Annotated in this window: 15 protein-coding genes; 1 reads left to right on the forward strand and 14 read right to left on the reverse strand. The window is 45.8% G+C overall.

Annotation, left to right across the window (positions count from 1 at the left end):
- Positions 1-14: 14 nt before the first annotated feature.
- The 13 genes from cyoA to MKY44_RS24410 form a co-directional block, all read right to left on the reverse strand.
- Positions 15-989 (reverse strand): ubiquinol oxidase subunit II, encoded by a 975-nt coding sequence (gene cyoA / locus MKY44_RS24350; protein ID WP_341008926.1) that lies wholly within the window; start codon positions 987-989, stop codon positions 15-17.
- 318 nt (positions 990-1,307) lie between these two features.
- Positions 1,308-1,571: a hypothetical protein gene (locus MKY44_RS24355; RefSeq protein ID WP_341008927.1), complete on the reverse strand. Its 264-nt coding sequence runs from the start codon at positions 1,569-1,571 to the stop codon at positions 1,308-1,310.
- A gap of 361 nt (positions 1,572-1,932) precedes the next feature.
- Complete coding sequence (locus MKY44_RS24360) at positions 1,933-3,294, reverse strand: GH1 family beta-glucosidase (protein WP_091019252.1); 1,362 nt, start codon at positions 3,292-3,294, stop codon at positions 1,933-1,935.
- Positions 3,295-3,310: 16 nt separating this feature from the next.
- Positions 3,311-5,692, reverse strand: a complete 2,382-nt coding sequence (locus MKY44_RS24365) for a glycoside hydrolase family 95 protein (RefSeq protein ID WP_341008928.1) — start codon at positions 5,690-5,692, stop codon at positions 3,311-3,313.
- Between the two features lie 190 nt (positions 5,693-5,882).
- Positions 5,883-7,580, reverse strand: coding sequence for an ABC transporter substrate-binding protein (locus tag MKY44_RS24370; RefSeq protein WP_445670663.1), 1,698 nt, complete (start codon positions 7,578-7,580; stop codon positions 5,883-5,885).
- Between the two features lie 321 nt (positions 7,581-7,901).
- The gene (locus tag MKY44_RS24375) at positions 7,902-9,605 is read right to left on the reverse strand and encodes an ABC transporter substrate-binding protein (protein WP_340018541.1); all 1,704 of its coding nucleotides are present in this window, start codon (positions 9,603-9,605) and stop codon (positions 7,902-7,904) included.
- A gap of 375 nt (positions 9,606-9,980) precedes the next feature.
- Positions 9,981-11,669: an ABC transporter substrate-binding protein gene (locus MKY44_RS24380; protein ID WP_341008930.1), complete on the reverse strand. Its 1,689-nt coding sequence runs from the start codon at positions 11,667-11,669 to the stop codon at positions 9,981-9,983.
- A 187-nt stretch (positions 11,670-11,856) separates the two neighbouring features.
- Positions 11,857-12,759, reverse strand: a complete 903-nt coding sequence (locus MKY44_RS24385; RefSeq protein ID WP_036606894.1) for a carbohydrate ABC transporter permease — start codon at positions 12,757-12,759, stop codon at positions 11,857-11,859.
- A gap of 15 nt (positions 12,760-12,774) precedes the next feature.
- Positions 12,775-13,758 (reverse strand): ABC transporter permease, encoded by a 984-nt coding sequence (locus tag MKY44_RS24390; protein WP_036606891.1) that lies wholly within the window; start codon positions 13,756-13,758, stop codon positions 12,775-12,777.
- 277 nt (positions 13,759-14,035) lie between these two features.
- Complete coding sequence (locus tag MKY44_RS24395) at positions 14,036-16,945, reverse strand: glycoside hydrolase family 2 protein (RefSeq protein ID WP_341008931.1); 2,910 nt, start codon at positions 16,943-16,945, stop codon at positions 14,036-14,038.
- 175 nt (positions 16,946-17,120) lie between these two features.
- Entirely contained in the window at positions 17,121-18,719 is a 1,599-nt protein-coding gene (locus tag MKY44_RS24400) for a response regulator transcription factor (RefSeq protein WP_341008932.1), read from the reverse strand.
- On the reverse strand, positions 18,712-20,502 hold the full coding sequence (locus MKY44_RS24405) for a sensor histidine kinase (RefSeq protein ID WP_341008933.1): 1,791 nt from the start codon (positions 20,500-20,502) through the stop codon (positions 18,712-18,714). The genes MKY44_RS24400 and MKY44_RS24405 overlap by 8 nt, the downstream gene beginning before the upstream one ends.
- Before the next feature lie 218 nt (positions 20,503-20,720).
- Positions 20,721-21,899 (reverse strand): MFS transporter, encoded by a 1,179-nt coding sequence (locus MKY44_RS24410; protein WP_341008935.1) that lies wholly within the window; start codon positions 21,897-21,899, stop codon positions 20,721-20,723.
- 142 nt (positions 21,900-22,041) lie between these two features.
- Between MKY44_RS24410 and MKY44_RS24415 the strand changes: the two genes are divergently transcribed.
- Positions 22,042-22,653, forward strand: a complete 612-nt coding sequence (locus MKY44_RS24415; RefSeq protein WP_341008936.1) for a TetR/AcrR family transcriptional regulator — start codon at positions 22,042-22,044, stop codon at positions 22,651-22,653.
- 93 nt (positions 22,654-22,746) lie between these two features.
- Here the strand turns inward: MKY44_RS24415 and MKY44_RS24420 are convergent, their stop codons facing one another.
- Positions 22,747-23,169: an OsmC family protein gene (locus MKY44_RS24420; protein ID WP_341008937.1), complete on the reverse strand. Its 423-nt coding sequence runs from the start codon at positions 23,167-23,169 to the stop codon at positions 22,747-22,749.
- Positions 23,170-23,394 lie beyond the last annotated feature (225 nt).

Raw genomic sequence — 23,394 nt, forward strand, 5'->3', positions numbered from 1 at the left:
CTCCTTTCGAATCTTTAGTTAGCACTCTTGTCCTCATCTTGATTGGACACATCGGTTTGACTTTGAATGGCTCCAGAAGCTTCACTTGAACTTCCATGCTTACTGTGAGCACTTTGACCATCCACAACATACTTGGTCACAATATTTTGGAACAAACCTTCTGGGAAGGCAGAATAATAAGCAACATTGCTTGTTCCTGGTTCAGCCAGTGCAGCGTAACCTTCTGTAGTCAACGCCTGAGAACTCTGTTTCACTTCAGCTACCCATTTGTCAAATTCGTCGTCTGATGTAGCATTCACATCAAAACGCATTTCTCCAAAATGCTCACCTGTGAAGTTAGCGCCTGAACCCCAGTACTTGCCTTCATGATCTGCCTGCAGATACAAGGTCATCGCCATACCCGACATCGTATAAATCTGTCCTCCAAGTTGCGGAATCCAGAATGAGTTCATCGGTGAATCCGCAGTGAGTTCAAATTTCACGGGCCGGTCTGCCGGAATATTCAGCGTGTTGACCGTTGCAATCCCTTGCTCAGGATACATAAACAGCCATTTCCAGTCCAGTGAAGACACTTGGATGGTAATTGGTTCTTTCTCATGAGCCAACGGCTTCGAAGGCTCCAGATCATACGTGTAACGAATCGTTACAATTGCAAGTATTCCAATAATAATAATTGGAACTGTCCACCAGATTGCCTCAGCCTTCGTACTATGAGACCAGTTAGGCTCATAAGCAGCTTTGTTGTCCGGCTTGTCGCGGTAACGCCATACGATTACGGCAGACAAAATGAGTACTGGCACAATGATGACAGCACACAAAATTGTCGAGATGACAATCAAATCTCTCTGCGAAGCGCCAATTGGCCCCTTCGGATCCAGAACAACGTACTGTCCGCCTGCCAGCATTGGCCAGACAATCAATGCAATTGTAACCAACGTCAGGACAACCGGAATGATAATCCGGATTAGCGACCTAGGTTTCTTGTTCATTTTGATCCCCTCTCCTTAAATTCGCTCATACTGAAAAATCAGTATACTACTCTCTTCCTACTAAAGATATCAGAAATGAACAACTTTTTTGTTCTTGTTAACAAATTTGTCGATTTTACACCTTAAATGTGTGAATTTTTTCTCACAAATCGCTTGCATGGTTGATATTTGTACTTCGTAATCTTTACACTTCAAGTCACAAAATAAAACCCTTTGCAGTCCCGTTGAACAGTGTCAACGAATCCGCAAAGGGCTTTATTGACTGGATTCCGGGAACTCATCCAGTCTTATTATGAACGAATTAACGCAGGATTATAATCAATCGGCGCCTTCGTCTTCCCGGCGTGTATGAACAAGGCCAATCGCTTTGGCAATAACGTAAATAAACACACTACCTACAAGGAATCCAATACCAACCATCAAGCCAAGATTACGATCATTAAATTCGTTCAGATTGATCAGACACATGACCACTCCCGTAATGAGTGCGACCCATGCCAGAACTGTCATCGTCAAGACGGCGCGCCGCATATTTTTGTCTTTGCGCTCCAATTGGCTGACCATTGCTGTCTTCGATGCCATAGTAAACACTTCCTTTTCCCTTTTTGTAAGTGCTTTCCTTATACCAATATACCACATCAGTATGATTTTTAGTCAACAAATGTTCAAATTTTATTCGCAATTTGGACACTTTATTTTAAATTTATCCGTTGACAAAACATTATTCATTTCTTCCTTACTTCTTATAACCCAAAAATAGTCTCTTCATAACAGGAACTGCACTTGACCTTATGAAACCTTTATGAACTACTCATTTCCAACGGTAAAAATACAAAAAAACGACGGCACATTGGAATAATCCAATGTTACCGTCGTTCTCAGCTTTAATAAGGAAACCATATATAATGAGGACCTGCTTTACCCTTTAAACCTGCCACCCAAACTATTGGGGATTATGTTCGTTCCGTGTCTCCAACCAATTATTTTTGATGACGTTCTGATACCAGTAATAACTCTCCTTCGGTGTTCTCACGAGTGAACGATAGTCCACATGAACAAGACCAAAACGCATACGGTAGCCTTCTGCCCACTCGAAATTATCCATCAGTGACCATGCCATGTACCCTTTCAGGTTAATGCCGTCATTAATGATGCGGTGAATTTGAGCCAAATGCTGCTCATAATATGAAATCCGGCGATCATCGTTAATTTTCCCGTTCTCCAGGTCATCATTGATGCAGGCACCATTCTCTGTGATATATACATCCACATTGCCGTACTTTTGCAAGTAATGCATAAATTCATACAAACCACGTGATTCTACAGGCCAGCCAATATCGGTTTTGGTGAGGCCCATATCAACTTCTTCCGATTGCAGAGCACCTGCCTCCGGATTGAAGCGATTGATTCCCATCGTGTAATAGTTAATGCCGAGCAGATCGATTGGTTGTGAGATGATCTCCATATCGCCTTCCTGAATTGGAACGGTAGCCCCCGCTTCTGCAAACCAATCCACCATAAACTGCGGATATGAACCTTTGTAGATTGGATCAAGGAACCAATCGGTATTGAGCGCAATCGATCGGTCACACGCAGCTTGGTCCTCTGGAGATTTGCTGTACGGCTCAGCCCAGCAAACGTTCGGAGCAATACCAATCTGACCGGTTGTTCCTAAGCGACGGAAAGATTGAACGGCTTTACCATGAGCAACCAGTAATCCATGTGCCACATTAATAGAAGTTTGCAGGTCTTTGTTTCCTGGCGCATGAATCCCGAGAAGGTTTGACAGGAACGCGATACACCATGGTTCGTTGAATGTCAGCCAGAAGTTGATTTTTCCAGAGAATTCTTTGAAGATCACTTCGGCATATTTCACAAAAGCATCTACAGTTCTGCGGTTGCCCCAGCCCCCGTCATCCTCCAGCGTTTGTGGAAGATCCCAGTGATACAGAGTGAGGAACGGTTCAATTCCAGCCTCGATCAATGCATCCACGAAGCGGTGGTAGAAGTCCAGACCTTCCCGATTGATCTCCCCATCTCCGTCAGGAATAATGCGCGGCCACGCAATGGAGAACCGATACGTATTAATCCCGAGTTTCTTCATTAGTTCGATGTCTTCCTCGTAACGGTGGTAACTGTCACATGCGACATCCCCATTGTCTCCGTTATATACCTTGCCAGGTGTGCGCGCAAACGTATCCCAGATGGATACCCCGCGTCCACCTTCCTGTGCAGCTCCTTCTATTTGATAGGAAGCTGTTGCTGTACCCCAGCGAAAATCTTGCGGAAATTTAAAAATGGTCATGGTTGGCTCCTCCGTCTCATGATGACACGCGGATCGTCTGTCCTGCGGTCATGGTTAAAATAATTACATAATCGCCCTGAGGCGTAAACTCTGCCTTGGCTTGTTCATTTTCTTCTACACGCAGCGGATAAGCACTGCGAAGGGCCAGCGTGTCACTTCGGTTTGCTTTGATGACTGCTGACGCAAGCTTGTTGTCCGCCCATGTTATGCCCACTGTATAACCACCTCTTGCACGAAGCCCTTCAACTCGACCTTGATTCCAGAGTTCAGGCAGTGCCGGCAGTAAATGTAACTCTTTCAAGTGACTCTGCAACAACATCTCGGCTATTCCAGCCGTGCCTCCAAAGTTACCATCGATCTGGAACGGCGGATGATCGTCAAACAGATTCGGATGTGTGGATCGGGCCAACAACGTGCGCACAAACTGATGTGCCTGGCTGCCATCCAGCAGTCGTGCATACAGATTGATCAACCATGCACAGCTCCATCCTGTATGCCCGCCACCTTGTGAGATACGACGTTCAAGCGATACCCTCGATGCTTCTAGCAATTCCGGTGTGTGTACTCGATTGATCTGCTCTCCCGGATACAGTCCATACAGATGGGAGACGTGACGATGCCCTGGTTCAGATTCAGCAAAATCTTTAAACCACTCCAGCAATTGTCCTTCGCTTCCAATTTGGAATGGATAGAGTTTCTCCAGAGCCTCACCCCACTCGCTCGCCAACGACTCATCTATATTTAGTTGCTTCGCGGCCTCAATACAGCGGCTGAACAGTTCACGAATTAAAGTCATGTCCATCGTTGAAGCCATGGATATACTGCGTGCCTCCCCAGCATCTGTGAGAAACTTGTTCTCTGGTGAAGTGGATGGAATCGTAACCAGATAACCATCGGGTCCTTCCACCAGCCAATCGAGACAGAACAGCGCCGCCTCTTTCATGATGGGATACGCACGTTCCTCAAGAAAACGCTGATCCCCGGCAAATTGGTAATGCTCCCATAGATGCGAGGTCAACCAGACGCCGCCCATCGGCCAGAAAGCCCAGCTTGCATCTCCACCTGTCGGTGTAGAGGTTCTCCAGATATCCACGTTATGATGAGCAGTCCATCCACGGGCTCCATACAGAATCCGCGCCGTTCTTCGTCCTGTATCACTGAGATCGGTCAGCATATCAAACAGCGGCTCATGACATTCACTGAGATTGCAGACTTCCGCTGGCCAGTAATTCATCTCCGTGTTGATGTTGATCGTGTAATCACTATGCCATGGCGGCTCTACCTGATGGTTCCAGATTCCCTGCAGATTGGCAGGCTGGCTGCCCGGACGCGAACTAGCCATTAACAGATATCTTCCATATTGAAAATAAAGTGCCTCCAGTCCAGGATCTTGTTGCCCTGCCTGATAAGCCTGCAACCGCTCATCTGTAGGTAATTCGGCGTTAGCCGATACCCCTAAATCAATAGAGACTCTGTTAAACAACGCGCTATGATCCTGAATATGTCGGTCACGAAGCGCTTCCGTGCCATGTGTGGTCGCTTTGGAGATCATCTCCTTGCATTCCTCTTCCATTACAAGATGATCCTTCACAGGTAACACATCGTAACTCTCAAAGGAGGTAGCCGCTGCTAGATAGAAAACAATCTGGTCAGCACCGTGAATATGTAACTTGCCTTCCAGATTGGAGACCTTCACCTGATCGCCAGATGCCGTAAATGCTACACGGACAGCATAAGCCGTTCCCCGATCCTCTTCATAGAGAACGGATTCCGGGTGATCTCTGAAGTAATTGGACTCCACATGACTTGGGCACCGACTGAACATGGTTAGAGCATCTCCCGAAGTCTCAACGCGATAAGGATGGGGACTGTCTAGCGTAATACTTACACTCACAGCGCCCTTCTGAACAGCAGTTAATGTGCAGACCATTAGATCATCCAAAGCACTTGAATACACTTCACGTACGTATTGAGTTCCTTCCAATGAGTAGGTTGTGGTTGCAATACCCGATTCCAGATCAAGCTCCCGTTCAAATGCATCATATGAAAGATCCTCCAGACCCTCATGGTTCAATAGAAAATGACCCATCGGCTGGTAAGCCTCCACATCACGGCCAAGCATTTCACGGTTCAACAAATCTTCAGCTTCACCATACTGCCCAGAAATGATCAACTCTCGCGTCTGCTTCAAATACCGCTGACTGCTGTATTGAATCGTATCCCGTGGAAACCCTGACCATAATGTATCTTCATTGAGCTGAATTCGTTCATCTGCTGCGCCACCGTACACCATGCCTCCAAGACGGCCGTTTCCGATGGGCAATGCTTCTTCCCAGCGTTTTGCTGGTTGTCGATACCATAGACGATTGATTTTAGTCTGGTTATTGTGTTGGGACATGATTAGCTCCTGTTCCTAAATCAGCTGTATATTTCTTATGACATAAAACGTTTTCGGAAAGTGCTTACAATAATAAAATTATATGTGATTTCAAAATTTGCGTCAATGCAAATCATCACATCATTCCACAAAAAAAAGGCCCCATATAGGGCCCTTTCCTTGTGTAACCATGGATCACAGACAATCCATATTATTTTACGTCTTTTCCTGTCCACAGAGAGACACGTTCTTTAACCCAAACCGTAAATTGTTTCTCCATTTCAACTGCACCCGCTTTGTCCAAATCAGCCAGTAAAGCATCATAGGTTGCATCAAAGTTGGCTGGTGTAGTCAGAACAGCTTCCGGAATCCGTTTACGGATGATATCCTGCGTTTTCTGGAACGTTACCTCATAGTCTGTACCGGAAGGTACGGACATGTTATACGCTGCGCCCCAATCCTTAACTGGCAGATCTTCTTCAGCCGGATAGAACTCTTTCCATGTGGTGATACCATAAGCTTTCAGCGTTTCTTTCTCTGCAGCCGTGTAACCAGCTACAATCTGCTCAGGGAAGTTTGTTGTGTAGTAGTTATCCGTAGAATCTTTTACACCATCACCGTATCTTGCACTAAATACGTTATACATCCCAATTCCTGTTTCCTTGCTGAAATTGGAGTTGTCATTCGTTTTGCGGTCCTGTACGTCATCTGGAATCACACGTTTACCATCTTCTACGTTGTAATGTTCACCTTCGATACCCCAGTTTCTCAGAACTTGTCCTTCATCGGAAGCAAGCCAATCCATAAATTTGATGATACGTACTGGATCTTTGGCCGAAGTTGTAATCCCGATGCCATAACCGTCAAATCCGGCTGGTTGGAACGTGTGATCCACAATCTCATCGTTAAGTGATACAGAGAAGTGAGCGTATGTGGCATCATCCTTACCCGATGATTTAAGCGCGTTCTCCGCTTCTTGATAGTTCCACTCTTGGTCAATCAGACCGAGGACACGGCCACTGGCAATTTTGGACTTATATTGGTCATCCTTTTGAACAAAGGCATCTTTGTCCAGTAGGCCTTCATTGTACATTTTATTCAACCAGCGGAAATATTCTCTTTCCTCTGGACGTTTGTAGTGCAATTTTGCTTCATACGTTTTAGGGTCAATGTAATATTCACCATCATCCGGTGCACCTGTTGCCTGGAAAGCAGGATTCGTTACCGTGATCATGATCTTCCAGTCATCTGCATTCAATGTTAATGGAATGGTTGGCTGACCATCAATGGTTGGATGTTTTTCATAATAAGCTCTGAGTACATTCTCGTAATCCTCAAGTGTCTTCACTTCAGGGTATCCAAGCTCTTTCAATACTCTTTGCTGAATTTCAAATCCACCTGTAGCGTCAAACGTAACATTATCAACACCCATATTGGTTGGAATGGTATAGATCGCTTGATCTTCCAAACTGTATTTCAAACGGTTCATCTGTTCTCCATAGATTTTTTTCAGGTTGGGAGCATGCTCCTCAATCAGATCCGTGAGATCCAGCATCGCGCCTGCATCCACAAGCTTAGATAAGTTACCTTTAGGGTAGATCATATCAGGAAAGTCACCACTGGCAGCCATTAGTGCAATCTTCTGGTTACCACCATCGTTTACATCATACTCTGCTTCAATGGTAACGCCTGTTTGCTCCGTAATCTTTTTACCAACAGCATCTTGCATCTTGTTCCAGGTTGGACTAGCATCCGCCCCGAAGAATGTAACTGTGATCGGTTCGGTTCCGCTGGACTCCGAAGTCTCTTTGGTTCCCGAATTCCCACAACCAGCTGTAACCAACATTGCACTTGCGAGCATCAACATTGCAAACGTCTTGGGTGTATTACCTTTCATTTTGCCTCTCATTGTCTAGTTCCCCCTATTATTTATGAAGGTTTTATCTGTATAACAGGCTTTATGCCTGAGGATACCACTTTTTTTGAATGCGCTTTCGGTATCGTTCATTCCGACGTGTTTACTGAAGCTGACGTTTCGATTCTGCAAAAAGAAAGATTCTTCTTCTAACAGACGTAAAACGTTTTCGGAAATGAGATAAACCGCTTACTGAAAGTGCTTACATGATAGATTATAGGCTATCCATCACCTCACGTCAACAATAAAAAAAGCCCTTTCTCAAGGGCTTTTTCCGCTATGAAAATCCTTAACTTTAATGCTTGGTTTTCAAGCTTATTTCACATCTTTTCCAGTCCAGAGAGCTACACGTTCTTTGATCCAAACCGTGTATTGTTTCTCCATCTCCACTGCACCCGCTTTATCGAGTTCAGCCAGAAGACTATCATATACGCTGTCGAAGCTCTCAGGTTTGGCAAGGATCGCCTCTGGAATACGTTTACGTACGATATCCTGTGTTTTCTGGAACGTTACGTTGTAATCCGTGTCAGATGGTACAGGCATGTTGTATGCTGCGCCCCAATCTTTCAGCTTCAGATCATCTTCGGAAGGATAGAAATCTTTCCATGTTGTAATACCATAGGCTTTCAACGTTTCCTTCTCAGCTGCAGTGTAACCTGCTTGGATCTGTTCAGGGAAATTCGTTGTGTAATAGTTATCTGTGGCATCTTTCACACCATCACCGTATCTGGCGCTAAATACGTTATACATGCCTACGCCTGATTCTTTGGTAAAAGCAGAGTTATCATTGGTTTTGCGATCTTGTACGTCAGCCGGAATGATGCGTTTCCCATTCTCGACTTGATAATGTTGGCCTTCAACGCCCCAGTTTCTCAGGACCTGACCTTCATCGGAAGCAAGCCAATCCATGAATTTGATAATACGTACCGGATCTTTGGCCGAAGTTGTGATTCCGATACCATAACCGTCAAATCCTGTCGGTTGGAACGTATGATCCACAATATCCTTGTTCAGGGATACGGAGAAGTGGGCATATGTTTTGTCGCCACCGTTAGATGATTTCAAAGCATTCTCCGCCTCACCATAGTTCCACTCCTGGTCAATTAGACCAAGTACACGGCCACTGGCAATTTTGGATTTGTATTGGTCATCCTTTTGAACAAATGTATCTTTGTCAAGCAGGCCCTCATTGTACATTTTGTTCAACCAACGGAAATATTCCTTTTCTTCAGGGCGTTTGTAGTGTAGAACGGCTTCATAGGTCTCAGGATTAATATAATACTCACCATCATCCGGTCCACCCGTAGCTTGGAATGCAGGGTTCGTTACCGTAATCATAATTTTCCAGTCATCTGCATTCAATGTTAACGGAATCGTCGGTTGACCATCAATCGTTGGATGTTTTTCATAATACGTTCTCAGTACGTTTTCGTAGTCCTCAAGCGTTTTTACTTCAGGGTAGCCGAGCTCTTTCAATACTCTTTGTTGAATTTCGAATCCGCCCGTAGCGTCAAACGCAACGTTATCTACACCCATATTGGTCGGGATCGTGTAAATGGCTTGATCTTCCAAACTGTATTTCAGACGGTTCATCTGATCACCATAGATTTTTTTCAAGTTGGGAGCATGCTCCTCAATTAGATCGGTCAGGTCCAGCATCGCGCCTGCATCCACAAGCTTAGACAAGTTGCCTTTAGGATAGATAATATCAGGGTAATCACCACTGGCAGCCATCAAAGGAATCTTTTGGTCACCACCATTATTCACATCATACTCAGCTTCAATTGTAACTCCCGTTGCCTTAGTAATCTCTTGACCGACAGCATCCTTCATGTTATTCCAGTTCGGACTCGCGTCTGCACCAAAGAATGTAAAGGTCACTGGACTGGTTGTATCTCCGGAATCAACCGGTTTCTCTGAAGCGTTAGTTCCTCCTCCACTGCCGCTGCATCCTGCTGTAATTGCAAGAGCACTGGCTAACAGAAGCATTGCGAATGTTTTTGGTGTTTTGCCCTTCATGTGTAATCCCCCTTATGGATATTAATGAAGCTGTATATTTGTATAACAGGCTGACCTGCACATACCGTGACCAGATGAAACAAATGTAATTTTCTTGTTTTTATAACATTAGAAGCGTTTTCTTAAAAAGAAAAAAATGTTCTTCTTGCCTTATTTCCTCTTCATTCTGCCAATGTTTACATTGAGATTAAGGTGTATGCCACGTGGTGTACAAGCAAATGTAAGTGCTTTCATAATTGAATAATAATCGCTCCTATATCCCTTGTCAATAGTGAATTTCTAAAATTGAAAACGTTTTTTAGAAAACGTTTTAGATAAAAAAAGAACCCAGATATTCTGGATTCTTTTTCGTTTTAGATCTGAATTGCTAATCGTTTATTTAGCCTCTTCACCGCTCCACAATTGAACACGGTTTTGAACGAGTTCTGTATATTGTTTCTCCATATCCTCTGCTCCTGCTTGGTTCACTTCTGCAATCATGCCGTCATAGATCGCATCGAACTGTTCAGGAGTACTCAGAATGGCTTCCGGGATACGTTTCCGAATGATATCCTGTGTTTTCTTGAAGATGACGTTGTAGTTGGAGTCACCTGGTGTTGGCAGATTGTATGCTGCTCCCCATGGTTTGATTGGGAACTCGTCTTCACTCGGGAACAGATCTTTCCACGTCGTAGCACCGTAAGCTTTGAGTGTTTCTTTCTCTGCATCGGAATATGCTGCCACGATCTGTTCAGGGAAATTCGTAGTGTAGTAGTTATCCGTTGAATCCTTCACACCGTCTCCATAGTGACCAGTCATATTGGTATACAGTCCAATACCCGTTTCTTTCTGGAATACGGCTGCATTATTGGTTTTCTGATCCAGAATGTCGGCAGGAATGACACGTTTGCCGTCCTTCACTTCGTACTGTTTGCCCTCAATTCCCCAGTTCATCAGCACTTGCCCTTCTTCAGAAGCCAGGTAATCGAAGAATTTGATCGTACGAACCGGGTCAGGGTTCGATGTTGTAATCCCTACACCCCAACCGGATACAAAACCAGGGTCTTGGTAGGCATGATCCTTGATATCCTCGGACAGGGTTACCGGGAAGTGTGAATACGTTGCTTCATCCTTGCCCGCAGATTTCAGTGCATTTTCTGCATCGGAATAACCCCAATCCTGGTCAATGACACCCAGAACACGTCCACTTGCAATTTTGGATTTGTATTGGTCTGTTTTCTGGATGAAGCTGTCCTGATCCAGCAATCCAGTGTTGTACATATGGTTCAACCAGCGGAAGTACTCTTTTTCCTCTGGACGTTTGTAATGCAGACTTGCTTCATACGTCTCTGGATCGATGTAGTATTCACCGTCATCCGGTGCACCTGTTGCCTGGAAGGCCGGGTTCGTTACGGTAATCATGATTCTCCAATCATCCGCGTCCAGTGTTAACGGGATGGTTGGCTGACCATCAATTGTTGGGTGTTTCTCTTTGTACGCCTTCAATACATTCTCGTAATCCTCAAGTGTACGCACTTCCGGGTATCCGAGTTCTTTCAGTACACGGTGCTGAATGCCAAATCCACCACCTGCATCAAAGTACTTCTGGTCTACCGCATAATACGTTGGCAGCACATAAATAGCCTGATCTTCATTACTGTATTTCAACCGGTCCATGTAATTACCATACAGCTTCTTCAGATTGGGAGCATATTGGTCGATCAGATCTGTCAGATCGAGCATTGCTCCAGCATCCACCAGTTTGCTGAGTTCTCCTTTGGGGGAGACAATATCCGGATAGTCTCCGCTCGCCGCCATTAAGGATATTTTATCTTGACCACCACTAACGGCAAATTCACCGTTAAGGGTTATCCCTGTTTTTTCCGTAAGGACTTTACCTACTTCATCCTTCATGCCATTCCAGTTCGGACTGGGGTCAACGCTAAAGAAGTCAAAAGTAAGTGGAGTTGTCTCTGCGCTTGTATCCTTGAACGACGTATCACCGCCGCTTCCTCCACCGCAACCTGCGAGTAAAGACATTGCAAGCACTGGTGCCAGTGCAATCTTCATTTTGGAACTTGCCATAATGGTAATCCTCCCTGTTTCATATGTCTGTCTTATCCGGGACTTTTTTGTCCCTGTCTATAGCTTCATGAATACCACACCGCAGCCCTATACGGTGAAGCGCAGACCAAATGGCTGCGCTTCGGGTATCCTGATGCTTCATTTGTAGATGTACGGCCGCTCTATGTGGCAGCCTGTACCCACTTGTTTAACCTTTTACTGCGCCCAGTGTCATACCGCCAACAAAGTACTTCTGAAGGAATGGATATACAATGAGGATTGGAACCGTTACAACGATCGTAATCGCCATTTTGATCGATTCCGGTGAAATCTGTGTCATTTGCTGCGCCATATCATTGGCATTTCGTCCAGCACCTGAGCCTTGCTGTGTACTTTGCAATACTTTCATCAGCTCATATTGGAGCGTGGTCAGATGTGCCTTTGAACCATTATACAGGTACGTATCGAACCACGCATTCCATTGACCTACAGCCAGGAACAATGCGATGGTAGCAAGCACTGGTTTACACAGCGGCAAGATGATTCTGTAATAGATTGTAAAGTCATTCGCTCCATCCAGTTTCGCGGATTCCTGCAATGAGTATGGCAGGCCATCAATGAATGAACGGATGATGAACACGTTAAATGCACTGATCATGCCAGGCAATACATATACCCAGAATGTACCGATCAGGTTCAAGTCACGCATCAGAATGTACACCGGAATCAGACCACCGGAGAAATACATCGTGAGCGCGAGTGTTGTGGATACAAATTTTCTAAGTCCAAAATCAGGTCTGCTCAGTGTAAAGGCGATCATGGATGAACTGATCAATCCGAGCACGGTACCTACAAGTGTACGCAGAATGGAGATTTGCAAACCTTGTAACAATCCATCATATTGGAAAATCGTTTTGTAGTTCTGTAATGTGAATTCGCGAGGCCACAAGTAAATTCCGCCACGTACTGTATCTGTCGAGTTATTGAGTGAGATGGCTAGTACGTTAAGGAATGGATAAAGTGTTACAACCAGCACCATGGTCATCGCGAGGATGTTGAATATATCGAACAGTTTATCGCCCCGAGTAGCATTGAATGCTTTGTTCGCCATAATGTCGTCCCCTCCCTACATGATGCTTTCTTTTGTGAATTTTTTGAACAAGCCGTTCGCAGTAAACAGAAGGATGATACTGACAACGGAGTTGAATATACCTATGGCTGTACCATACGAGAATCGTCCCATATTCAAACCATAATTGAGCGCGTATAGATCAAGTACTTCCGAGTAGTCTGTGACCAGACTGTTGCCAAGCAAGAACTGCTTCTCGAAACCGATACTGATCAGATGTCCAATCGACATGATGAAAAGTACGGAAATCGTGGTCCGTATGCCAGGCAGCGTAATATGCCACATCTGTCTCCAGCGGTTGGCTCCATCTACACGGGAAGCTTCATACAGCTCATTGTCGATACCTGTAATCGCCGCCAGATAGATGATGGCATTCCAACCGGTTTCCTTCCACATATCTGAAGCGGTTACAATGTACCAGAACAAGTTCCCCTTGGCCATGAATTGGATCGGCTGATCGATGATGTTCAGTCCTACCAATAGATCATTGATAATCCCTCCATCGGTGGAGAGCATCTTCGTAATGATCCCGGCTACAACAACCCAGGATACAAAGTGAGGCAGATATGATACCGTTTGCACGGCACGTTTGAAGAACATGCCTCTCATTTCATTCAGGAGAATAGCGAAGAATATCGGTACGATAAAACCGACAACTAGTCCCATCAAGCTCATTGCAAGCGTATTACGAAGTACCAGATAGAAACGATCATCACTGAACAGCTCTACAAAGTGTTTAAAACCAACCCACTCTTGATCACCAAATGATCTGGCAGGTTTATAATTTTGGAAAGCCATCGTCCATCCCCATAGTGGCAGATAGTTAAATACGAAAACCCAAGCTACGAATGGCAATGACATGAGATAGAGATATTTCTGCTGTTTCATTCTGTCCCAAATTCCGTTCCGCCGATTCTTTAAAGGCGGTTTGGGGTCACTGCTTCTGTTCGCGGAAGCGGATTTTTTTGTTAGCGTTTCCATCTCCGTTCCCCCTCCTCTGTTTTATAAAATAATCATACTCGATAGAGCGTTTTCAAAATACCATCTGGATTTTAGAGAAAATCATATAAAAATTAGATATAGACATATATAATCAGACATTAATTCGTCAAAATCAGTGATAAATTCTACTTTTAAATGAAACAAAAGTAATATTAAGGTAAAATGTATTCAAAGTGGTAAAAATCGAAAACGTTTTATAGTAATCGTTTACTTCAATTACAGGGCATACAAAAAGGACCCTTTCGGGTCCCTCTGATTACAATGTAAATTGAATGGTTTGCAGTTTAACGATGCCGAGTAATTGCGCTACGGATATGGAGGTTGCTGGACGGAATTGATCTCCATTCAGATAGGCAAGTATCTCCTGAAATAAGTAGGCGGCTTCCGGACGCTTCATTACAGCCAGATTGGCAAACGGAAGTGAGGATATCAAAATCTTGCCCTTCCCTACTTTTGCCTCAAAGGCATAAGCAAGTCGTTTGGCCCGATGGAAATGGTCCACCACTTCGATCAGCGGTTCCACCCCGGGCAACGTATCCAAACATATCGCTGGTGTACCGTTCACCAAGTGATACCAATGCCAGTCCGAAGCACCATCATGCGGGAAGGAGCCTAGTAGTGCTGGCCGATCTCTCAAATACATGCCCATCGTTGCACCAGGCTGTGTTGCAAACATCAGGTAATTCCAGAATACAGGCAGATACTTGGTCTCCACTGAATCATATAACCCTTCTGCGGTTGGCTGTAGCCAAACACTTCCCCCGTTGACCACATAATCAACGACATTGGGTGTTAACGACTGAACGATAACCAAGTCAATCTCCTGATTTTTCAACAACTGAAATCCATCGATGCGATCTACGCAATCATCATGCGCTTCACCCAGGAATGGCTTCAACTCTGCCACGGTATTCCAGAACCGATTCGAACCCGGATGGGACTGATAAAAAGGAAACGACCAGCCATGCCATACATTCGCTACAGTTCTTTCCGAATCGCCTGATATCAGCTCCGCTTCGATCCGAAAAGCTGCTGCCCCTTCATGAGGTGCGGTAGCGACGATGCTTCCCAGTGACATGACAGACCCACATTGGATATCTCCGGTCTTCCATGCCCCTTCAGTAAGTATCACATCATCGCTTATTAACCTCCACTGAATAACTGCGTCCTTAAGCGGCTCCTTACCGTAGTGAGAGATGCGTACATCGACATGAATGGGTTCTCCGGCGTAAAATGTACGCTCCTTACAGCTTAATAACAGTACCACATCTGCGTTGAAAAGCATGAATTCCTCTGGTGTTGTAATGCCTTTGTCATCCCAAAATACATCCAGAATGCCCGTCGTAGCATGTCCCTGCCCTGGAAAATCGCGAATGTCCAGAAGCTGTACGCCCGCAGCGTCCGGTGTTCGCCGAATCCGCTCCATGGCTTCTTTTAAGGAACGTACCAGATGGGTACCACTGACCTGTTGAAAATGCTCCAAGTCCTCCATCATGCCTTTGTTTGTTAACGATTCTTCGATCGGTCGTAACCAGCTAGGACGCAATACCCCAGTATACTTGGCTCGCTCTTGAGGCCGCACATACATGGTGTACTGTGCATGTTCGTGCCCAATGACGGGATGCTCCGCAAGCCGGGTGACTGCATGGTAGTCCAGCGTGGTATCCGGCACAGCAGAATATGCGGATTCCAGCGGGGGATGCCAGTTCAACGACTGAATATAATAATCACCTTCCCGCCCTTGCGCCGGAAGCTGTCCAAATCCTGTATTGTCCGTATATAACCGGGTCGGGTCCATATCCCTTGCCCTCGATACCCATGCATTAAGTTCAGGGTGGCCATTCGGACCAATGAGTTCATTCCCCATGGAGAACATGACGAATGAAGGATGTCTATACAGCGACTGAAGCAACCCGTCCAGTTCTTGTGTCAGATAGGACAATACTTCAGCTGGCGCAGACTGATCCGATTGCTCAAAGAAACGAGACCAATGGGGAAGTTCTGCCTGCACTAGCATGCCCGCTTCATCAGCCGCCTCCCAGAAAGGCTCCGGCGCGCTCCAACCATGCAGTCGGACATGGTTGAAGCCATACGATCTGGCGATTCGAAATTGCTGAAGATAATGCTCCTTGTCCCAGACGGGATAACCCGTCAGTGGGAAGATACAGCAATCGACGTACCCACGCAGATATACTGGTGTCCCATTCAATTCAAGCTGCTTCCCGTTTGCTGCAAAGGAGCGTACACCAAATGATTGCTCCAGCCGATCCAGTTCCTGTTCACCATTATGCAGACGGATCACAGCCTTGTATAATTCAGGGGATTCATCCGACCATCTTGCGATAGACTTTTTTGTTCCAAGTTCCAATCGCCACTGATCTATTACAGCGTTGCTTTCAGTTAGCCCTGCTGAGTTTATATCCACATGTGATGGATCATTCAGATTCACATTACAACTATATCGATCAAGCCATGTGCCGTCCGGATGCTGGATATCCACATGTAATTGCATCGATCTAGCGGAATCATTTGCGGGAGCGCTTACAGTACAATCAACCAGAATGGTTCCGTTCTCAGCATCTGGTTGAATACGTAACGTCTGTAATCGGCATGGGGGCAGACTGTCCAGATAAACACCACCCGTGATTCCACCCCAGGCTGTGGCCGTATGCAATGAATGAATATGGCTACCCGCCAGCGGAAGTTTCATCGTATTATCCACGCGGATCTCCACACGATTCACTTCACCCTGCTTCACCAGAGAGGTAACATCCCACTTCTGTTGATTCACCAGACTATCCTGCTGCCCGGCGTACTGTCCATTGATCCAGAGATGCGTTGTCCATCGGACTCCTTCCAATCTGAATACATAGTGGCATCCGGGATCGTCTGATGGAACATGAACATCCTGAGCATACCAGGCTGAGCCTTCATACTCGCGTACCTTGGTCCAGGTATCGAGCCTTTCGTATTCAGGCTCATCTCCGTATCCTTGCTCTTCCCATGAACCGGGAATCTGAATAGTCTCCCATGATGTATTTTCACACTGTGATGGCGGTAATATCTCTTGTTCAACGAGTTCATCGGACTCCAGATCCAAACAAAACTGCCATGTTCCATTTAAGTTCAATGTATGACGTACAGCACCTATATCAGACAAATTCATATCGTATAGCCATCCCTTCATCTGGATTCTTGTAAATCCAGTCTAAAATGTGAAGCATTCCGTGACCATTGCTTATCATGGGAAGTGCATGGACAATATGATGAATCTGGAAATTTCTCAGAAATATCGAAAACGTTTTACACAATAGGCAAGGGCAACGCCCAGCACTCCGTACTTATTCCTCGTTTATATCCGTAGCCGTTCCTTTAATTGGTGATTGGGTTCTGGCCTGTTTGTAAGCGGAAGGGGATTCCCCTACATATTTCTTGAACTTACCGTGGAAGTAGTCCACATTTGCATATCCCACTCTCGCTGCAACCTGATGGACCTTCAGTCCTTCGTCCAGCAATTCCTTGGCCTTTTCCATACGAACCTTGTCCAGAAATGCATTGAAATACTCTCCAGTATGATTCTTGAACAACTTACCCAAGTAACTGCTGTTATAGTTAAACACTTCAGCAAGTACCTCAAGCTTGAGATTTTCGCCAGGGTTACGCTGAATAAATTCAATCATCTGTTTCAATACAGTATCCTTGCTTCCCCCACCCATACGTTGAATAAGTCGATTCAAGTGTTCCGATGCCATGACTTTGAGATCAGTCATCGTAAATTGATGATAGACTTCATTAATCAGAACCGAATGTTCCTGCATAATGGAGTGCATATGTTGATTCGTCGCTGCAAGCTTGTTGAACGCCAGGGAAAATACCTGTGAGAACGCCGTCTTGATCGCTTGCTCTGTTCGGTGATATGGAACCAGGCGCTCTTCCATCTCACCCAGTACCCGCATAACGGACTCACTACTGCGGATGTCTAACGCATAATACAGCTTGTCCGCGAGTTCGTCCTCAACTGGCTCATGTGCTCCGTCCACAGCTCCAACTTCTGGCTTAACAATGCTTTCGCTTGCGCTGCCTTCAGTCCACAGAATGATGCGTTGCTCCGTGAACAAGAAGCGTTCCCCCAGTAAACGATTCGCTTGCGTGTATGACCGCGCAATTTCAGAGGTGGAATGTACAGGTTCTCCCGCAGCACCGTACATGTGAACCTCCCATTCTCCCAGCAGTCCTTCCAGCTCATCATACAGATTTCTTGCAGATGACTCGGATGTGATTATTTCCTTACTTAACAGCCCCAGACCAGAATGGAAAGAGAATACAATGCCTCGGTCTTTATGGTCAAATGCTTCAATCAGTTTGCGTTTCATAACACTTCCCCGTTGCAGGTCGGGGGTTACATGCATCTCAAGCAGCACAATCTGATAGTGAGGCCAGTGCAGCCCCAGGCTATCTTCTTCCATACTGCCCGCACCCTCCAGACTGTCAAAGAGCAAAGCCTCGATCTGATGCTCCCGAAAGACGGTATCTTCACCAGCATGACGTGCCATTGTCTCCCGTTCACGGGTCAGGATTGTAGCAATACGCTCCAGTTCACCAATAATCTCTTCTTCATCCACCGGTTTGAGCAGATAACCATCCACACCAAAACTGATGGCTTTCTTGGCATAGTCAAAATCCGCGTAACCACTTAAAATCAAAAAGTGCGAATCCGGATGATTCCGGCGCACTTCTTCAATCACATCCAGCCCGGTCATACCGGGCATGCGAATATCAATTATCGTCAGATCAGGCTCCAATTCCTCAAACCGGGAGATGGCCTCACGCCCGCTGGCAGCTGTAGCAATGACCTGGAATCCGTATTTTTCCCACTCAATAATGGTTGTCAGTCCCTCACGTATGCTCGGTTCATCATCCACCAAAAACACTTTATACATGTTGGTCCCCTCCTGCTGGCAAAGTGAAAGAAACCTCTGTTCCTTCCCCATATACACTCTTAATCTGTAATCCATATGGCTCCCCGTACGTCAAGGTTAAGCGTTGATGTACATTACGCATGCCGATCCGGCTCTTCTCCTGTTCTTCTGGTCCACAGATGAACTGCATTACCTCAGCCAGTCGTTCTGGCGTTATGCCTGCACCATTGTCATCTACACGGATCTGCACAATGTTCTCTACTAAACGAATACTTATATGAACGCGGACTGTACCCTCTTTGTTCTCCAGACCATGGACAATCGCATTCTCAACCAAAGGTTGAATAATTAAAGGCGGAATGTACATCTTCTCCACCTCGGGATCGATATGGATCTGGAATGCAAGGCGGTCGCCGTAACGAAATTTCTGAATTTCCAAATAGGAACGTACCATTTCAAGTTCAGCCCGGAAGGTTGTTTTTCCACTGCCAATCTCCAGACTCTTGCGCATCAGCTTGCCCAACAGCCTGACGATGTTAGCAATCTCTGCTTCTCCCTTAATATGCGCTTTCATCCGAATGGACTCCAGTGCATTAAACAAGAAATGTGGATTGATCTGGCTCGCCATCATTTTCAGTTTAATCTCTTTTTGCGCGATTTCCAATTGATTGTTCTGTTCGGTCGCTTCTACAACCTGCGTCATGAGTTCATTAATACTTTTCACCATATAGTTAAACTGTCGTGACAGTTGCCCAATCTCATCGTTTCCATCAATCCGTGAAGTCACGTTCAGGTCTCCTAATGCAAGCTTGTTGAGGTGTTTACTCAGCCGGAGCAATCGGTTCGAAGTGAGGAACGAGATGATATATACGAATAATAGGGCGATAACCAGCACAAGTATAATGAAAATCATGCCAATCAAGCTGACCGTGTTGGCGTCTTTGACGATATTTTTGGTGGCAAAAACCGAAATCACCTTCAGGCTGTTCATACTCGATCCAGGGCCCAGCTCATCAATAACAATATTAGATGGTTCCCCTCGGAAATCCCCCTCTATGGTGCCTTTTGCCTGACTCTGCAGATCAACGCCAAAATCAAGCTCATCCAGCGTTTTACCCACCAGCTCGGTATTCTTGGCTGCAACCACATACCCCTGCTCGTCCGTAATCATCGTCTCGAACTGTTCCTGACGCAACAATCCATTCAGCTCATCCTGATTGATCACAATCATCAACACGCCCTCGGTCCGATACTCCGCAAAAGGTACTTTGCGCACCAGGCTGAGCTTGTGTACAGGATTATCTTCCTTGTCCGGAATGTAGAACCAACCGATACTGGTTGTTTTCAGTGCCTGTTGGTACCAGTAACTCTCTTCCGTCTGCTTGTCTACCGGGATGAATTCGAGGTTGTTGATCAATGTTGGGTTAGTTGAGTAAAAACGAATGCCGGCTATCTCACGGTACAAACGCCTGTACTCCTGAAAGTCTTTGTATGCAAGATACGCTGAGGTTAACTCCACAACGCTCTTGTACCGCTTATTCACGATCTCCTTGAGATCTGCATTAAACATTAAAAGATTGGATATATCGGTTGGTACACGCAGCATGGTTGCCGTCTGGCTCTTGATCTTGTCCACATTGATGATCGTCTGTCCTATCGCATTGTCCAGGGCTTGCTGGCGAAAATAACTGGTCACAGCAAGACCAACAATCAGGACCGGAATCATGACAACCAGTACATAGGAAATGAGCAATTTATGCTTTAATTTGAGATTATTAGTGGTTCGTATCAGCCTTTTAAACATGTCTGCACCTTCCGTCATCTGTATAAGCGCTTACATATAAACAGCAGGATCAGGATGTTCTGTCCTCAGAATTAATCATACCACATAACCGCCAGAATTCGGATTGTCATTGAAATGGGTAATATGTTGCCGGGCAACAATCCAGCCTACCTCTAGTAGAAGAGGCCGCCATTAACATGGCGACCGGGCTTACCGAATTATTTTCTACTGACAGAAGTTTAGTGACTCCTAGATGGGCGAAATCCATATCCTTTGGCACGCCATGCAACAATCAAAGCCACCAATGTTAGAGCCAAGATGGCCCAGTTAAATGACGAAGCTCCCCATTGATTCAGAAGAACACCTCCCGCCATTCCCCCAAGGGCAATAGCCAGATTCCAAACGGTTGTATTAATCGGCATGACGAGATCCACACCCTGTTCCCCAGTAGCTTGAGCAAGTGCAGTCTGTAAGAGGGTAGCCGCTCCTCCAAATGTCAGACCCCACAGCGCAACTGAACCGAAGATGACAACAGCGTGCTCACTCCAAAGACCTAATACAAGGGAAATCAAAGCAAAGCCCGCAAGGCTCATGAGAACCAGCATACGCAACCACCGATCAATGAAAATACCTGTAATCCAGATGCCCACCAATGCCATCAGACCAAATACAAGTAAAATCAGTCCAACCTTCGATTCCAAACCGACATCGGCGAGAAAAGGAGCAATATATGTGTATAAAATATTATGAGCCAACATCCAGGCCAAAACGACAGTTAAAATGGGAATGACACCTGGGGTGAACAACACTTGCCTGACTGAGATACGCTTATCCGCTGACTGCCCCGGATAGTCGGGTACTTTCCAGAGCACCCAGAAAATCAGTACAAACGCCAGCAACGACATCAGCCAGAACACTGAGCGCCAGCCCATAAATGAACCAAGCAGCGTACCTGCCGGAACACCAAATGATAAGGCAATCGGCGTTCCAATCATAGCCACAGCCATGCCTCTTCCCTTGAGATGATCAGGTACCATGCGTAATGCATAACCACCAATTAGGCCCCAGGAGACACCTGCAGCAACACCGGCCAAGAAACGAGCGAATAGTGTCAGTACATAGTTTGATGAGAGGGCAGTAATGGTGTTGAAGACAAGAAAACCAATAATAGACAGAAGTAAAAGCGGACGCCGCCGCCAGCCCTTTGTCAGCACCGCCACAGGTATGGCAGCAACCAGCGACCCAACAGCATAAAAGGTGACAAGCTGCCCCGCCCCTGCCTCAGAGATCTGCAGTCCTTCTTTAATTTGCGGCAGTAACCCCGCAGGAAGTGTTTCGGTCATAATAGCTATGAAACCCGCCATAGCCAGGGCCAGCAACCCCAACCACGGAAAACGATGAGAAGATATATCAGACATCTGTGCAGCTCCTTTTAAGATAGTGTAGAACAAGTAATCGAATTGTGGATCGATCATTCTTTATATTATTCAGACCGTCTCACCTTGTCAATGACTTTTGGATCGATTAGTATATAATTAAGAAAAAGAGGGGGGAACTCTTATGGCAAGAACGGGACGTCCGCGCATTTTCGACCGGGATGAGGCACTATTACAAGCGATGATGCTCTTTTGGGAGCAAGGTTTCGAGGCCACTTCATTACTTCAGCTTCGAGCAGCCATGGGGGATATTTCAGCTGCCAGCTTCTATGCAGCCTTTGAATCCAAAGAAGCGCTGTATAAAGAAGTGGTAGAACGATACATGGGAACGTTTGGACGTGTGACGGAAAGTTTCTCGGATCTCGCGCTGTCACCCAGAGAAGCGATCGAAACAACTTTAAGAAGCACAGCAAAAATGCAAACAGACAGTACACATCCATCTGGCTGTTTAATTGTGCTGTCAGCCAGCACATGTTCTTCCAAAAATAATCATATCCGTGACATTGCCGCCGAGAAACGAAAGCTGACTCGCAACCGCCTGCAGGATTGCATCCAGCGTGCTGTGGATGTCGGTGAAATTCCTGCTTCCACAAATGTAGCCATGCTGACCACCGTATTTGATACCTTTATGCAAGGCATCTCTACACAAGCCCGCGACGGTGTTCCTCATGCAACGATCGATCAGGCTATTACGGAATTCATGGGCATCTGGAACCTTGTTCAACATTCAGCCTAACGATACCTACGAATTGTAGAAGGGGTAAAAAAGCCAAAAAGGCACTCCCTCGATTGGAAGTGCCTGCTCAATATAAAGTTTGTGCGCGTGCTGTTAAGGACGAGGTGTGCTTACCCCGTTTAGGATCAGTTTGGGATGAATATCCGCGCTCAGCGAAGCGGAGACTGCACAATATTTTTCCTCAGCCATTTGAATGGCTTTCCAGATGCGATAATCCGGGATATCCCCATCGACCTTGAAGATCAGATCAATGGATGTGAACCCTTTAGGCATCTCTTCACTGCGTGTACCTTGCGCTTCAATCTCAATTGACTCAATTTTGTCCAGGAAAGCGTCCAGAATCATCGTAATATCGATTCCCATACAGCCCCCGAGACCCGCCAGTAACAATTCCATCGGGGTCGCCCCCTTGCTGTCACCACCATAAGCAGCAGTGGCATCCATGCCAACGGCGTAGCCAGAGGGTCCTTCGGAAGTAAACGCGCGTTTGCCGTTCCATACGGTTGTTACATTCATGATGTTATCCTTCTTTCTCACAATAGTTTACGATTTGCAGAACTCCGTTCCGGGTACGGCTCGTTCTTCCGATCGCTGTTGTCTCCAAATATTTTTGATTTATATTCACAAAGGACAATATTCGGAGACAAAGGCGAGCGCTACGCTTCTTCAGAATCGATTCCGTCCCCTTCACTCAGCAGCTTATCGCTATAATCGATCGTATCAATCAGTATAAATTGTAGT

Origin of the sequence: Paenibacillus sp. FSL R7-0026 (assembly GCF_038004485.1) — a bacterium.
Lineage (GTDB): Bacteria > Bacillota > Bacilli > Paenibacillales > Paenibacillaceae > Paenibacillus > Paenibacillus xylanexedens_A.